The sequence below is a fragment of the Acinetobacter sp. FB genome, assembly GCF_056033405.1.
This window is the reverse complement of the sequence record NZ_CM148502.1, coordinates 1,083,221-1,097,311: the sequence shown is the minus strand read 5'-3', so window position 1 is coordinate 1,097,311 and position 14,091 is coordinate 1,083,221. Positions and strand designations below refer to the sequence as shown.

General features: G+C 36.0%; 13 protein-coding genes. 4 read left to right on the top strand and 9 right to left on the bottom strand.

Translation table 11 applies throughout. The annotated features are described in order from the left end of the window. Nucleotides 1–157: 157 nt before the first annotated feature. The 7 genes from AC0JIQ_RS05080 to uvrB all read right to left on the bottom strand — a co-directional run bounded on the left by AC0JIQ_RS05080 (nucleotide 158) and on the right by uvrB (nucleotide 7,803). The gene (locus AC0JIQ_RS05080) at nucleotides 158–838 is read right to left on the bottom strand and encodes a hypothetical protein (protein ID WP_474202827.1); all 681 of its coding nucleotides are present in this window, start codon (nucleotides 836–838) and stop codon (nucleotides 158–160) included. Beyond that, nucleotides 838–1,578, bottom strand: coding sequence for an MFS transporter (locus AC0JIQ_RS05075; protein ID WP_346510057.1), 741 nt, complete (start codon nucleotides 1,576–1,578; stop codon nucleotides 838–840). Before AC0JIQ_RS05075 ends, AC0JIQ_RS05080 begins: the two co-directional genes overlap by 1 nt. A gap of 131 nt (nucleotides 1,579–1,709) precedes the next feature. Next, a complete protein-coding gene (locus tag AC0JIQ_RS05070; RefSeq protein ID WP_474202826.1) occupies nucleotides 1,710–2,177 on the bottom strand; it encodes a hypothetical protein in 468 nt (155 codons plus the stop codon). Nucleotides 2,178–2,302: 125 nt separating this feature from the next. Next, nucleotides 2,303–3,760 (bottom strand): glyceraldehyde-3-phosphate dehydrogenase, encoded by a 1,458-nt coding sequence (locus AC0JIQ_RS05065; protein WP_004663078.1) that lies wholly within the window; start codon nucleotides 3,758–3,760, stop codon nucleotides 2,303–2,305. A gap of 266 nt (nucleotides 3,761–4,026) precedes the next feature. Beyond that, nucleotides 4,027–4,971, bottom strand: a complete 945-nt coding sequence (gene rarD / locus AC0JIQ_RS05060) for an EamA family transporter RarD (protein WP_474202825.1) — start codon at nucleotides 4,969–4,971, stop codon at nucleotides 4,027–4,029. Between the two features lie 102 nt (nucleotides 4,972–5,073). Beyond that, nucleotides 5,074–5,658, bottom strand: coding sequence for a lipocalin family protein (locus AC0JIQ_RS05055; protein ID WP_474202824.1), 585 nt, complete (start codon nucleotides 5,656–5,658; stop codon nucleotides 5,074–5,076). A 120-nt stretch (nucleotides 5,659–5,778) separates the two neighbouring features. Then, on the bottom strand, nucleotides 5,779–7,803 hold the full coding sequence (gene uvrB, locus AC0JIQ_RS05050; protein WP_474202823.1) for an excinuclease ABC subunit UvrB: 2,025 nt from the start codon (nucleotides 7,801–7,803) through the stop codon (nucleotides 5,779–5,781). Nucleotides 7,804–8,059: 256 nt separating this feature from the next. Between uvrB and AC0JIQ_RS05045 the strand changes: the two genes are divergently transcribed. From AC0JIQ_RS05045 to AC0JIQ_RS05035, 3 genes are all read left to right on the top strand, one after another. Continuing rightward, nucleotides 8,060–9,211: a GGDEF domain-containing protein gene (locus AC0JIQ_RS05045; protein ID WP_346509794.1), complete on the top strand. Its 1,152-nt coding sequence runs from the start codon at nucleotides 8,060–8,062 to the stop codon at nucleotides 9,209–9,211. A gap of 190 nt (nucleotides 9,212–9,401) precedes the next feature. Further along, a complete protein-coding gene (locus tag AC0JIQ_RS05040) occupies nucleotides 9,402–10,193 on the top strand; it encodes an A1S_2505 family phage non-structural protein (RefSeq protein WP_241339892.1) in 792 nt (263 codons plus the stop codon). A 164-nt stretch (nucleotides 10,194–10,357) separates the two neighbouring features. Then, entirely contained in the window at nucleotides 10,358–11,794 is a 1,437-nt protein-coding gene (locus AC0JIQ_RS05035; protein WP_474202822.1) for a sensor domain-containing diguanylate cyclase, read from the top strand. 33 nt (nucleotides 11,795–11,827) lie between these two features. Here AC0JIQ_RS05035 and AC0JIQ_RS05030 read toward each other — a convergent pair whose 3' ends face one another. Further along, nucleotides 11,828–12,007 (bottom strand): hypothetical protein, encoded by a 180-nt coding sequence (locus AC0JIQ_RS05030; RefSeq protein ID WP_005217453.1) that lies wholly within the window; start codon nucleotides 12,005–12,007, stop codon nucleotides 11,828–11,830. Between the two features lie 214 nt (nucleotides 12,008–12,221). Between AC0JIQ_RS05030 and AC0JIQ_RS05025 the strand changes: the two genes are divergently transcribed. Next, nucleotides 12,222–13,457, top strand: coding sequence for a pyridoxal phosphate-dependent aminotransferase (locus tag AC0JIQ_RS05025; RefSeq protein WP_005157664.1), 1,236 nt, complete (start codon nucleotides 12,222–12,224; stop codon nucleotides 13,455–13,457). Between the two features lie 69 nt (nucleotides 13,458–13,526). Here AC0JIQ_RS05025 and AC0JIQ_RS05020 read toward each other — a convergent pair whose 3' ends face one another. Beyond that, nucleotides 13,527–13,946: a GFA family protein gene (locus tag AC0JIQ_RS05020; RefSeq protein WP_474202821.1), complete on the bottom strand. Its 420-nt coding sequence runs from the start codon at nucleotides 13,944–13,946 to the stop codon at nucleotides 13,527–13,529. Nucleotides 13,947–14,091 lie beyond the last annotated feature (145 nt).

The window sequence follows — 14,091 nt, the reverse complement described above, 5'->3', positions numbered from 1 at the left end:
CGAATAGATTTACTCAGCTCTGCATGAATTTTATTAAACAACAAATGAATTCTGTGCAAATGTTGAAGAAATTCAGTATTTAGTAAATATTACACCTAGTAATATGAAATTTAGAATTTAACCAATCACTCAAGATATAATTCAAATATCTCAAAAATTAAGGATGCACATTCTTTAATGGCAAATCCATTTGCATATCTAAATTTGCTTTGGTCTGTTGAACTGAATTAAACATAAGCGCATTAAAAGATGAAATATTGCTCATATTAATCGCATCATTCATATAAAAATTCGTTTTAAATTCATGTTTAATCGGCAAATTTACTGATTCATCAAATGCAAAGTAAACAGGTCCATTAAATACTATTTTTACAGGAATGGTATAACTACGTTTAAGTTGAAAGGGAATATCCAATTTCACAGGCACATCTAGATTTAGGGGAAATTTTGGCAATAATTTGCTCTGATAAATTAAATCCGTCGTGGTCTGAACAGGCATCACTTCATCAACTTTTAACAACGTTTCATAATTGATGTTCACGGTAATCGGTGTTTCTACTTCAAAACTTAAGTCAGCCAAATATTTACCTTTTAAAGGCAGTTGTAAATTTCGATCAATAGCAACAGCAGTTTTTAACATCCCTTCGGATCGGACACGTAAATGTTCACCGACTTGAATTTTAGTGGCAAGTGATGCTGGCAAACGAATATCAGTTTGCTGAGCAGAAACAATCAGCGATGCTTGGATATTAAGATAAAACCAAAACAAGATTGCAACCAAAGTCGTGAGTATGACAAAGCTAATCAATAAACTCTTAATAGATTTCATCATCAGCATCATTCACCTTTAATAGGTTGCTGTGTATTAGGTACTCCTACGTGCTGGTCTTCAATCCGATTTAAACGCATTGATGATAAGGGAATTTTCAGCTCTCCCTTCGCGATTTTTACTGGCAATGTATTTTTCACATCTACCGAAGCATTAAGTTCCGATGTAATAGGAACATTTAATTTTCCTTGAATTGGAATATTGGCATTTAGCTGAGCTTTCAAAGGAATATTTAAGTTTTCTTTCAAAACAGTGCGAACAGGTGCATCGAATTTTAAATGTACTTTCTGTTGTAATGGTACTTGAATATCAATTGGAACATCTAAATTTAAAGGAATTGAACCCTTTAACGGTAAAGTGACATCCTGACCCAAAATCTTGACTTGAACCTTGGTATCAATCGGTAAACTTTGATTTACTTTAATGGTTTCTTTTACAGGAATTGTAGTACTAATTGGAACTAAGTTATCGAAATAAACTCGGGGGGTGAGTGTTTGAGTTAAAGGAACATTGAGTTGCTCATCAATTGGAATTTTTGCATCAACGCGCCCATTTACATCGACATTTAAAGCATCTTTAACCTTTACGCTTACTTGTAGGGGTTCCTGTAAATCAATTGCGACATCTTGATTTTTCAATGGAATATAAATATTAAAATGTTTAAATACCCACATGGCAATATATACACCACATAAGTTTGCGACAACAATAAGAGCAAAAACTGCAAATAAACGCTTCAACTGCAACAATGACATATCCCTATCGAACTATTATCCTATGCAGTTATTTTCATTCATTTATGTATGTTGTTCAGCCCTTATTTTGTACGATTAAGATTAATAATGAGTAGTTATGTTTTAAACATCTCCAAAGACGGTATCTAGTTTTTTTGATCTGTCCAAGAGCAATATACAGATGTCATATTCCCCTCTTTGGTAATGTCTAGACTTGCATCTGCTTTAGTTTGCTTACGTTTAAATTGAATTTTACTAAAGCTCTGTTTCGCTTTTGCGGTTGAAAGATCGAAATATAAAGCTTGATTAATTTGTTTAGCTAGATTCCCATACGAGAACTCTATCTTAGTAACGGGTACACCCCGATATTCCACATTTTTCAATATAAAAACATTACTAACAAAGGCAGGTTCTTCTTCCAATTCATTCTTGACCACATAAGCTTGTAGTTTTTTCGAAATATTAGGAAATTTATATAAGTCATAATCAGAGCGAACTGCACAATCTTTTTCATAACGATCTTGTAAAACTGGCGTTAAATCAAAAGTTTGAGGATTTGCTTGTATATGCAAGCTGATACTTGCAACTAAAATAGTGAATATATATTTTTTCATTATGAAGCACTTTTATTTATTAGAAGCATAATTAAACATACGGTAAATTAAAATACAATATTTTAGATATAACTAAGCATAAAAAAAGGAGCTTTAAATCAGCTCCTTTTTTCAACCTTCACAAATTATGCATTTGTTTCAGCTGGAATTTTTGTATAGCTTACGCCACACATTTGTTCAGCGATACGCAATACTTGGCAGCTATAACCCACTTCGTTATCGTACCAAACATATGCTGTTAAACGCGTACCAGAAGTGATTGTTGCTTGCGCATCAAACACACCTGCAGTACGTGAACCAATAAAGTCACTCGATACAACTTCAGTCGAGTTGGTATAACCAATTTGACCTTGTAGGCTAGAATTAATCGAGATTTGACGAATGTATTCATTCACTTCCTCACGATCAACTTCTTTCTCTAAGTTTAAGTTCAAGATTGCAAGTGAAACGTTTGGCGTAGGAACACGTACAGAGTTACCTGTTAACTTACCTTTAAGACCTGGTAATGCTTTCGCAACCGCTTTCGCAGCACCTGTTTCAGTAATAACCATGTTTAATGTCGCAGCACGACCACGACGGTCAGCCTTGTGATAGTTATCAATTAAGTTTTGGTCGTTTGTGAATGAGTGAACTGTTTCAACATGACCATTTAATACTTTGTATTTGTCATCTAAAACTTTTAATACAGGTGTAATTGCGTTCGTAGTACAGCTTGCAGCAGAGATGATTTTGTCTTCATCTAGGATATCTGTATTGTTTACTCCGTATACAACGTTCTTCATCTCGCCTTTACTTGGTGCAGTCAAGACTACACGTGCAATACCTGCACATTTCAAGTGTTGGCTTAGACCTTCAGCATCACGCCATTTACCTGTATTGTCGATAAGAAGCGCATTTTCAATACCATAAGCTGTGTAATCTACTTCGCTTGGGCTTGAAGCATAGATCACTTTAATGAATTGACCGTTTGCAATGATTGCTTCGTTTTCTTCATCAACAGAAATTGTACCGTCAAAAGTACCGTGAATAGAATCGCGACGTAATAATGAAGCACGTTTTGCTAAGTCACCATCAGATGATTTACGAACAACGATTGCTTTAAGGCTTAAACCACGACCTAAACCAGATTGGCTAATGATTAAGCGGGCCAAGATACGACCGATACGACCAAAACCGTAAAGAACGACATCTTTAGGTTGTTCAGATTTTGCTTTACCTTGAATCGAAGCAACGGCATTTGCAACAAATGCATCTACATCGCCACCTTGATTTTTATATTCAACAGCAAGTTTACCGATGTCTACTTCAGCAGAACCAATGTTTTCAATTTTCATTAACGCTTCCAAAATTGGGAAGGTATGAACAACTGAAAGTTCTACATCAAGCATACGTGTACGGCGATGTGATTTTAAAATTTGAATCACTGAACGGTTTATTAAAGAACGACCGTAAACAGAAACAACAATATTTTTCTCACGGTATAATTGACCAATCAAAGCAATCATGCGTTCCGCGATTTCTTCACGGTTTTTCCAACGGCCTTGATGTTCTGCGTGTAGGGCAACGATAGTGTCTTTGCTCACAGTTACGTCCTCAAATTTAATATCTATACTGGGCGTGAATTTTTAAAACGCCATAATTGTAATGGAATTATCATCAAGATTGAATCAAAAGCTGTTAATTGAGCTAAGATTTTGTCCTAATTCACTATAAATTCATAAAATACCTATAATTATTTTTGTGATTTTAGGTAAAAGTCTTTTTCAATCATCATAATACGTGTAATTTAAATCATTCTCATAGCAGTTTTATTGATAGCTTTCTCTTGTTTGTAATCAATTCCTAAACTTTAACTTTGATCATCAAAATTGATTCGCTTTGAATATTGTTTCACATTTAGATGTAAATGCTGCTTACGCTGTCGTTGTTGATACAGATGCCATGCTCCTTCAATTACCAATACCAATACTGCCAACCAAATTGGAATATAAGTTAACCATTCACCTGAGCTGATTTTTTCACCAAGCACCAACGACGCGAATGCCAATAAAACAGGCTCCAAATACCCCAGTAAACCAAAAATAATTAAGGGTAAATAGCGACTTGCTAAAATATAACTTCCTAGGCCAATCGCACTCAACAAACCTAAACCTAGAACGACAACTCCCAAACTAGGATGCTCTAAAAACTTTAAATATGGAGTTTCACCTGTCTGAGTAAAGAAAATCGCAATTGGCAGGATCAAGAATAAATCCCACCAAAAACCACCTAAGTGGTCCGTTTGAATTTTTTTACGAAGAATAAAGTAGGCTGCATAACCTAAAGCAACAAAAGCAGTTTCCCAAGCTATTGTACCTAAGCGCCAAATTTCATGTGCTACACCAAATCCAGCCAACAGCACAGCAACATATTGAAATTTAGATAATCGCTCTCCATAGAGAAAACTACCAGCAAGGACCAACACCAAAGGCAAAAGGAAATAACCCAAAGAAACTTGTAGACCTCTTCCGTGAATTGGCCCCCATAAAAATAACCATAATTGTGCTGAGGTCAATACGGAAGTGATCATTAGAAACACTAATAAAGTAGGCTTTGCTATGATTCGATTAAATATAGTTTTGATATGCGTCAAGTCACCACTAAACCACATAAATAAAGTCAAAAATGGAATTGTGGCAATAATTCGCCACCCAAAAGTTTGTTCACTATCTAACGCACCCAGTAATTGAGTATAAAAATACAGAATCCCAAAGGTGACAGAAGCCAAAACTGAATAAGCGATGCCTTTTAACATTTTGACCTCAGAAGCATTTGGGATGTATCTTAAAACGTGAATTATCCACTATATAAAAATAAAAAAACCATGCAAGCATGGTTTTAAATAAGTATAGCTGATTTAACGATGTTCTGGGTAAATCACGTCACCGATGTCATACCCCAAGGATTTAGCATAATTTAAATATTCATGAACTGTTTCTTTCTTCGGATTAGGCGTTCTAGAAAGCACCCATAAATATTTACGGCTCGGCTCTCCAACCAATACTGTTTGATAATCTTCATCAAGCTTTAAAACCCAGTAATCTCCGCGTGCAACAGGAATCCAACGCACGCCTTCAGGTAAAAAGCTCACTCTTAATTTGGTGTTAAAAGGCGCATTCGCAACAAACGCCTCACCTAAACTGCGTTGTAAAATACCTTCACCGTCATAACATTTGTTATCAACAACAATATTGCCATTTTCGTTTAACGTATAAGTTGCTGTCACGTTATAAGCACATTTACGCTCAAAGAACATTGGCTTACGAGCAACTTCATACCAAACACCTAAATATTTATCGAGCTCTACTTTTTCAACTGTAGGTAAAGACTTTGATTGTGCATAAGCAATCGTTCCTACAGCCAGTCCAGTTAAGACCACTCCACCAATTGCAATTTTTGTTAAACGCCAACTCGCTTTAGGGAAATTCTTAATCAGCGGCATGGGAAATCCTCAAAACAGAAATTTGTTATCAATAGTCATATATTTAGCTTTTCAACATAGCCTATTTTATAAACAAAGATTGTTGCGATATGTATCCCTCCTGAGGATTTTTCTGCTAGATTAGGATTGCAACATATGGGCTTTGAGACGAACAATCTCATCTCGCAATCTTGCTGCCTGCTCAAACTGAAGCTCTTTTGAAGCTTTTAACATCTCTTTTTCAAGCTTGGTAATATGCTTGGCAAACAGCTTTGGATCCGATAAAAGATGCTGTTCGTCAGCACTGATACTCTGCGCTTGCTCAAGCAGTTTTTCATCGATTTCATCATCACTAAGTACTTCACCAGTATCGATTTCTTTAATTGCTTGGCGCACAGCACTACGTGGGGTAATGCCATGTAATTCATTAAATTCAATTTGTTTGTTACGACGACGATCTGTTTCATCCATCGCATTACGCATTGAATCTGTAATACGATCGGCATATAAAATCGCTTTACCTTTCACATTACGTGCTGCACGACCAATGGTTTGAATCAATGAACGCTCTGAACGCAGGAAGCCTTCTTTATCCGCATCTAAGATTGCAACCAAAGACACTTCTGGCATATCCAGACCTTCACGCAGCAAGTTAATCCCGACCAATACATCATGTACACCAGTACGTAGCTCGTGAATAATTTTCACACGTTCAACCGTATCAATATCCGAGTGCAGATAGGCCACTTTAACGCCATATTCTTTAAGATATGAAGTTAAATCCTCAGCCATACGTTTAGTCAAAGTTGTCACAAGCACACGTTCATTCAGTTGTTTACGAATATTGATTTCAGAAAGTACATCATCGACTTGAGTTAATACTGGACGTACTTCAATTTCAGGATCAATCAAACCTGTTGGACGAACTACCTGCTCAACGATTTGCTCTGACTTTTCCAATTCGTAATGTGCAGGCGTTGCACTCACAAAAACGGTCGTTGGAACAATTCGCTCCCACTCTTCAAATTTCATTGGACGGTTATCCAAAGCACTTGGTAAGCGGAAACCATAATTCACCAAATTTTCTTTACGTGAACGGTCACCTTTATACATTGCACCAATTTGAGGAACAGTCACATGCGATTCATCAATGATCAACAAGGCATCTTCAGGGATATAATCAAATAAAGTCGGTGGCGCTTCGCCTGCCCCTCGACCTGAAAGATGACGTGAATAGTTTTCAATGCCATTGGTATAACCCAACTGTTGCATCATCTCTAAATCGTAGCGAGTACGCTGTTCGATACGTTGTGCTTCCAGTAATTTGTCATGATCCTTGAAAAATTTAAGCTGGTCTTTTAATTCATCTTTAATGGTATCAATCGCACGAGTTAAATGATCTTTTGGCGTAACATAATGACTTTTCGGATAAATCGTCACACGTGGTACTTTACGCACTAGTTTTCCTGTCAATGGGTCAAACCAGCGGATCGAATCAACCTCATCATCAAATAACTCCACTCTAATCGCATCTTTATCCGACTCAGCAGGGAAAATATCAATAATTTCTCCACGAATACGATAAGTACCACGCAAGAACTCCAATTCATTACGAGTATATTGCATTTCCACCAAACGGCGAATGATCTCATCACGGCTGACGCGATCGCCTTGCACAATATGCAACAGCATTTGCATATAGGCATTCGGATCACCCAAACCATAAATCGCAGAAACTGAAGCGACAATAATGGCATCACGACGCTCTAATAAAGCACGCGTTGCAGAAAGACGCATTTGGTCAATGTGGTCGTTGATTGCTGAGTCTTTTTCGATAAAGGTATCGGATGATGGCACATAGGCTTCTGGTTGATAGTAATCGTAATAACTGACGAAATACTCAACTGCATTATTCGGGAAAAAAGCTTTGAACTCACCATAAAGCTGTGCAGCAAGCGTTTTGTTGTGCGCCATGACAATCGTTGGACGCTGTGTTTGTGCAATCACATTCGCCATGGTATAGGTTTTACCAGAACCCGTTACTCCAAGTAGTAACTGATTACGAAGACCATGCTCAATGCCATTAACTAACTTCTTAATCGCTTGTGGTTGATCACCAGCAGGTTGATAATTGGTGACTAACTCAAAAGGTTGGTTTTCGCTCACAAGAATACCCTTTTCAATCGATGCCTTATTGATGGAGGCAATTGACTCAATTTACAATCACTTTTATGTATTTCACTATAAAATATTATGCCAATCGTAAATACATATAAATTATTTACCAATTAATAAAAAAATATGAGTAAGCTAGAGTTTTTACTCAATTATTTTGATATTTTCGATTAAGTGTGTTGAATTCATATATAAAAGCACATTAATCTACACCTTTCAAAAATATCAAGAATTTAGAAAAATTGCTGTGAATTCACTCAATGCGCAATATTTTATATTAATTGTCCCCAGTTGCCTGTTTTTTATTGGTTTGGCATTTACTTGCTGCCGTCTTTTTTTTAAGGCTGATATTTTTTTATTATGGATTGGATTGGCATATACCATTCCCTCTATTGCATTGTTTGCTCAATGTTTAATGTCAAATCCTCAACTTACCTTAGCAGCACCATTTACATCCGTTTTATATTTATTAGGCAGTTGGATTGGTGCTTATGCAATTAGTTTAAAACTAAACACCACCTTTCAGCATAGAATTGCTTTTTTAATTTTTTTCTCTGCCTTGCTCGCCCTGACCTATTATTCCTATATAGCGCCACAAATATGGCTGCGCCTAGTGATTCTCAATATTGCTTTAGGAAGTATTGGCGTATTGGTTTTTCCTGATTTATTCCGTCAACTCTCTAACAGCCGCTCTTTCGATCGTTGGGTGTTCATTTTCTATTTTATTAACGTTCTCTACTCATTTGTTAGAGCCACAATAAATTTCTTTTTTTTAGATAATATTGATCACAATCACATTGCATTAACCTCCTCTAATTGGTGGTTATTAGGGATGTCTATCAATATTATTTTAAATATCCTGTTTGCCATTGTATTAAGTGGCTGCGCAATTAAAGATGTCGTTTATCATCTGAATAACGATCGCTTACATGATCCTTTGACCCATCTACTCAATCGTCGTGGTTTTTTTGAAAAAACTGCATCCTTGTCATTTACCTCACAATCATATTTTCTCGTGAGTCTCGATCTGGATCATTTTAAAAGCATTAATGATACTTGGGGACATTATATTGGCGATCAGATTTTACATGGTGTTAGCCAAATGATGCTGAAAGATAAACAAGCCGAAGATCTTATCGCTCGTTTTGGTGGTGAAGAGTTTATTTGTTTATTCATCGCAGAAAATGCTGCTACTGCCCTGATGCGCATCGAACATTATAAGACATTGCTAGAACAGACAACTTTTACGAATTATCAAATTAAAATGACAGCAAGTTATGGTCTAACCCATATTCATAATGTGTATGATATTGAATATGCATTACAACGTGCAGATGATTTACTCTATCAAGCAAAAACCAATGGTCGAAATCAAATCTCTTTTGATTTAATGCTCTAATTTACAAGCTCATAGCTAAATCAATGCGCTCTCTATCCATTTAAGTTCCATCTACAATAAAATCGCTCGTGTAATCAAGAGGAATAAAAGTAGCATCAAGAAATAACGATAAGAAAAATCTAAAGCACTATTGACCCCTTATTCAATCGGTTGCAACATGAGATCAATATACATTTGAATGATAAAAAATATGTCTTATCAATATCACGATGAAACTATTGTCACTGAACTTCCTGAAGATACCGTATTTGTTTTTGGTAGTAATTTAGCTGGCATACATGATAGTGGCGCAGCACGTGTCGCGGCACAACATTTCGCAGCAGTTAACGGTGTCGGACGAGGTTGGGCTGGGCAAAGTTTTGCTATTCCAACATTAAATGAACATATCCAGCAAATGCCACTTTCTCAAATTGAGCATTATGTCGATGATTTTAAAATTTATGCAAAAAATCATCCCAAAGTGAAATATTTTTTAACTGCATTGGGCTGTGGTATCGCAGGATATAAAGTCTCTGAGATTGCACCTTTATTCAAAGGAATTCATTCGAATGTGATTTTTCCAGAATCTTTTCGACCTTACATCGAGGATGATGCTGTTTCGCAATTTCCAGATCTAACTGCACAAATGGTTCATAGTTTCATTTGCGATGAAGTCATTTTTTATTTTAATCATGGATATGAATCTTTTGAGGAAGCTTTAGAACAAACAAAACTAAGCCCGTCAGAAAAAGCCATCGCGTTAATTGTACTTAATGAAGAACTTTATCCGCGTGATCGCTATGGGCGTGGACGTGAGCATGAAATCAGTGACATTTTGGGAAAACTGAATGGAAAGATTTTCAATTTTCAGAACAACTCTGAAGGTGCCATGATTTTCGTCAGTGTGATTATTGCCTTAATGGAACTCTATGATATTGATGAATATGACTTTATGAAACTCTGGCGTGGTGAACTGGAAATACAGCATCCTATAAACCGTTAATTTATTATGATATTTTATGAGTGAAGCAGATAAATTCTGCTTTCTCATTTTTTTGTTTTGCTTATAGTTAATATTATTATTCCAATAAATTTAAATTGATTATTTTCCAAATCTTAATTTTTCTCATTATACTTTAAGGCAAACTGAATACTTAAAAGAAACGTATGGAAACTTTAGATTCTTCAATTTTTGACTTAACTCCAATTCCAATGTGGATTGAAGACTTCAGTGAAGTTAAACAACAATTTGATTTATGGAGAAAGCAAGGAATTGAAAACCTCCATGAATTTTTAAATCTAAATAAACACTTAGTTACCGAATGTGCTCATAAAATTAAAATTATTCGTGTTAATCAAAAAACTTTAGAACTTTTTGAAGCAAAAAACCAAGAAGAGTTATGTGCCAACTTAAATCTTATTTTTAAAAAAGAAATGTTTGAATCCCATATTTATGAACTTGAGGCATTGTGGAATGGTAAAACCCATTTTTCAAGCACTACCGTGAATTACACCTTATCAGGCAAACGTATTGATGTTCAGTTAAGAGGAGCCATTTTACCTGGTTCTGAATCTAGTTTTGAACGGGTATTAATTACTACCGAAGATATTACTCCTTATCAAAATGCACTACGTCAGGAAGAAAAAAATCGTCGCTTAGCTGAATCTATGTTTATCTACTCTCCCACCTCTCTTTGGGTTGAAGATTTTAGCCGTATTAAAAACAGAATTGATCAGCTTAGGCTATTAGGTATTGAAGACTTTAGGACTTTTTTAGATGTACATCCTGAATTTGTTCGTCAATGTATAGAAGATATTTTAATTTTAGATGTCAATCAGGCGACTCTCGCTTTATTTAAAGCCCCAGACAAAGAGACTTTACTAAAAAATACCCATAAAATTTTTGCCGAAGAGATGGTGGAAACATTTAGAGAACAACTAATTGAACTATGGCAAGGAAATATTCACCACAAACGTGAAGCTATCAACTATGCATTAGATGGACAAATTAGAAATGTCTTACTGCAATTTACCGTATTCCCAGGGTATGAAGAAACTTGGGGATTGGTACAGGTGGCTCTTACAGATATTACTGCAAGAAAGAAAGCTGAAAATTATCTCGAATATTTAGGTCAGCATGATGTACTAACCAAGCTTTATAATCGTGCTTTCTTTACTGAGGAGCTTAATCGTTTAAATCGCAGCATTATCCGCCCTGTTTCTTCAATTTTTTTAGACATGAATGGTTTAAAAGAAACTAATGATCAACTTGGTCACGATATTGGTGATGGTTTATTACGTCGTGTAGGTCATGTCTTAAATCAAGCAATTACAAATACGGCTTATACAGCTTCTCGAATCGGTGGCGACGAGTTTGTGATTTTAATGCCGGGTGCCGATGAAGCGAATGTATTGATGATGCTGCAAACTATTCAGGAACTTTTTAATATAGATAATCAATATTACTCAAGTCATCCTATTATTATTGCGATTGGGCACGCCACAACAAAAGAAAATGAGCAAGTCGAAGATATGCTAAAACGCGCAGATCATCACATGTATCAAATGAAAAAAAAATATTATGAAGAAATGCCAAAGAAATAAAAAAACAGGCATATTGCCTGTTTTTTATTTAAATTAGCGTTTACCCATCGAACGACGAGTACCACGTGGTGGCATCCAAGTACGATCTGCATATTGCTCAGGTTTTGGTCGCACCTGATTATGCGTAGCATCCTCAGAGTCATCCTGAGTAGATGGCATAGGGAAAGGTAATTTGACTAAAGCTTTCTTGGCTTTAGGTTGTTGCGCAGTCATTGAAATTCTCTCGAAATTTAAATTTCTAGCGCCCATTGTAATAGATTTTTATTATTTTGCTAAAAATAAAATATGTAAAAAAGTACTGTACGACCTAAACCTATAATTTGGTAACTTTTTATTCAATCAAGGTAAGTTTCAGCCACAAATAAATCGATTTAAGCTAAAATGAGCTGCTTTTTTATTTTCTAATCCCATAAGAAGGAATAATGCCGTGGACGTACGTCTCTCTGATCGTGTCAATGCCATCAAACCGTCCCCTACACTTGCAGTAACCAACAAAGCTGCTGAGCTTAAAGCTGCTGGTAAAAACGTGATTGGTTTAGGTGCAGGCGAACCAGACTTTGATACCCCTCAACATATCAAAGATGCTGCTATTGAAGCGATTAATAAAGGCTTTACAAAATATACAGCTGTAGACGGTACTCCAAGTTTAAAAAAAGCAATTATCGCAAAATTAAAACGTGATAATAACTTAGACTACCAACCTAATCAGATTTTAGTATCTTGTGGTGGTAAACAAAGTTTCTTTAACTTGGCACTTGCTTTGTTAAACAAGGGTGATGAAGTAATCATTCCTGCACCATTCTGGGTAAGCTACCCAGATATGGTAATTATTGCTGAAGGTACGCCTGTTATTGTGAAATGTGGTGAAGAACAACGCTTCAAAATCACACCAGAACAATTGGAAGCTGCTATTACACCAAATACACGTTTACTTGTATTAAACAGCCCGTCTAACCCAACAGGTATGATTTATACCAAAGCTGAATTAGAAGCTTTGGCTGAGGTACTTCGTCGTCATCCACAAGTATTAATTGCTTCTGACGACATGTACGAACCAATTCGTTGGGAAGATGAGTTCTATAACATCGCAACAATTGCACCTGACTTATATGATCGTACAATTGTCCTTAACGGCGTATCAAAAGCGTATGCAATGACAGGTTGGCGTATTGGTTATGCTGCTGGTCCAGCAAAACTCATTGGTGCGATGAAAAATATTCAATCTCAATCGACATCTAACCCAACTTCAATTTCTCAAGTTGCAGCAGAAGCGGCATTGAACGGTCCTCAAGATGTATTAAAACCAATGATTGAAGCATTTAAACGCCGTCATGACCTTGTGGTAAATGGCTTAAATGAAATCAACGGTATTTCTTGCCTACCTGCTGATGGCGCATTCTATGCCTATGCCAATATCCGTCCATTAATTCGTGCCAAAGGTTTAAAATCTTGCACAGAATTCTCTGAATGGTTGCTTGAAGAAACTGGTGTAGCTGTTGTACCAGGCGACGCTTTTGGTTTAGGTGGCTTTATGCGTATTTCTTATGCAACTGCTGATGATGTATTAGTTGATGCTTTGGCACGTATTAAAAAAGCAGCAGACTCAATTGATGGTGTTGATGCCGCAATTGCTTCGATTGCAGCAGAAAAAGCCGCTCAATAATCTGAGTTGCGATAAAAAGAAGCTTCTTAATGAAGCTTCTTTTTTTGTCTTTATAAATCAGCTAAAAATTTATTCTTTTGATTCTGCATTAAATAAAGCAACCACATCAGCTTCAGTCATCTTCTTCGTTGCATTTTGAAACGCATAAAACTCAGGCTTACTATCAATATAGATTTCCAAATCAAAATTCAAATCTTGAGGTGACTCATTCAATGCAAAAGCATTAATATTGCAATAATTCTGATCTTTAGTCCGCCAAAATAAATTTGTGCCACAAGCATTACAGAAGCCCCGCTCGCCCCAAGCCGATGAATTATAGATAGAGAGATGGTCTTGTTTTAAAAATTTTAAGCTGCCCTGTTTCACATCAATCGTCATAATCACACCACTGGTCTGTCGACGACAAATTGAGCAATGACAGGCATGTACGTCATGATTGCTTAATTCAACTTCAAATGTGGTTTCACCACAAACACATTGTCCTTTCATTATAAATTTACCTTTTATTCAAAATTGTTATCAATTAATTTTAGAATAGAATAAAACAAAGATTAAATTTAATAATTTCTGCAACATAATTTTATGTTCATAAGATACTTCAAAAATAATCTATTTCTTTGACTTCATACACATC